General features: G+C 64.3%; 1 pseudogene. It reads right to left on the bottom strand.

What is annotated here, in order from left to right:
• A pseudogene (locus NKH19_RS33210) lies at positions 1–1,800 on the bottom strand (hypothetical protein); the annotation flags it as partial.

Here is a 1,800-nt window from a genome sequence, read left to right as displayed (position 1 = left end):
ATCGTTGGAATAGAGAGGACCCTTGTCGCGACCGGAGACCCCTATTGGAGGATCTGGCTGCACCGCCGGCGGCACAGAACGAGCAGGGTCACGCAACTCGGACGGTGCGGGGGGATTCAGATCAACCACTGACGAATCCGGCGCATCATGATGGCGCGCCGTTGAGTGACCCGGCTGCAGCACCGAGGCACCTAGCCTCGACCCACTGTCTCCGGCGTAGGGCGCCGCGGCGTGTTCTTGTCCGCTCCCTTGCACCATGAGTTGCGCCTCCCATGGCGATGTATCCACTTGAGGGCCGGGATCATGCACTGGTTCGTCCATTTGCTTTTGCAACCGAGCCCACCTTTCGGCCACCGCGGCCTCGCCAACCGCGGAGGGCGTCTCCTCAGCCCTGGCGAACGCTGGCCCGGCAGGCGCCGCCGGCACAGAACGAGCATGGTCACGCAACTCGAACGGTGCGGGGGGATTCAGATCAACCACTGACGAATCGCGCGCCGTTGAGTGACCCGGCTGCAGCACCGAGGCACCCAGCATCGACCCACTGCCTCCGGCGTAGGGCGCCGCGGCGTGTTCTTGTCCGCTCCCTTGCGTCATGAGTTGCGCCTCCCATGGCGATCGTAGAAGGTCCGCGTGCGGAATCGAGTCGAAATATCCCGACAAATCAGCGTCGACCTTCTGCTTTTGCAACCGAGCCCACCTTTCGGCCACCGCGGCCTCGCCAACCGCGGAGGACGTCTCCTCAGCCCTGGCGAACGCTGGCCCGGCAGGCGCCGGCGGCACAGAACGAGCAGGGTCACGCAACTCGGACGGTGAGGGGGGATTCAGATCAACCACTGACGAATCCGGCGCATGATGATGGCGCGCCGTTGAGTGATCCGGCTGCAGCACCGAGGCACCCAGCATCGACCCACTGCCTCCGGCGTAGGGCGCCGCGGCGTGTTCTTGTCCGCTCCCTTGCACCATGAGTTGCGCCTCCCATGGCGATGTATCCACTTGAGGGCCGGGATCATGCACTGGTTCGTCCATTTGCTTTTGCAACCGAGCCCACCTTGCGGCCTCCGCGGCCTCGCCAACCGCGGAGGGCGTCTCCTCAGCCCTGGCGAACGCTGGCCCGGCAGGCGCCGCCGGCACAGAACGAGCATGGTCACGCAACTCGAACGGTGCGGGGGGATTCAGATCAACCACTGACGAATCGCGCGCCGTTGAGTGACCCGGCTGCAGCACCGAGGCACCCAGCATCGACCCACTGCCTCCGGTATGCGGTGCCAGGTGCTCGTCCCCCAGCATCATGGGCTGCGCCTCCCATGCCAATGCACCCACTTGATGGGTGGGGGCCTGCATCAGCACGCGAGCGCCTGAATTGCCGATCTCGCTCAGCTGCTTAGCTTTCCCAGGGGGCTTCTCTGGCCGACCCAATGCCTTCTGCGGCCCGCTGTGCTGCGCAGCGGCGTCCCCAATGGCACGAGCCTCCATGCCGACTGCGTCTTCCGGACGAGCAGCAAGGGCAATTTCGCGCCCGAGTGCGGCGTACGGCGGGAACTTCCGGAGATGAGCTAGTGCACTGATCCACCGGTTACCACTGGAGTCCAAATAACGCCTGGCATCTTCATCCAGCGACCCCTCGTAAAGCCGAGCCGCAATCCCCGGCCTGTTGTTTTCATGCAGGTATTGACTGAAACGTCTAAGAGTAGCCGCATAGTCCTGAGTGGTTTTGGGATTCGGCCCGGTCGCAGGCGCTCCCTTGTACTCTTTGATGAGAGCCGCTTTGTACTCTTTGATGAGCACGGCGTCGGCAGGGTC

The organism is Mesorhizobium sp. M1338 (genome assembly GCF_040318045.1).
Classification (GTDB): Bacteria; Pseudomonadota; Alphaproteobacteria; order Rhizobiales; family Rhizobiaceae; genus Mesorhizobium.
The sequence above is the reverse complement of the archived record's forward strand: the minus strand, read 5'-3'. Positions and strand labels throughout refer to the sequence as shown.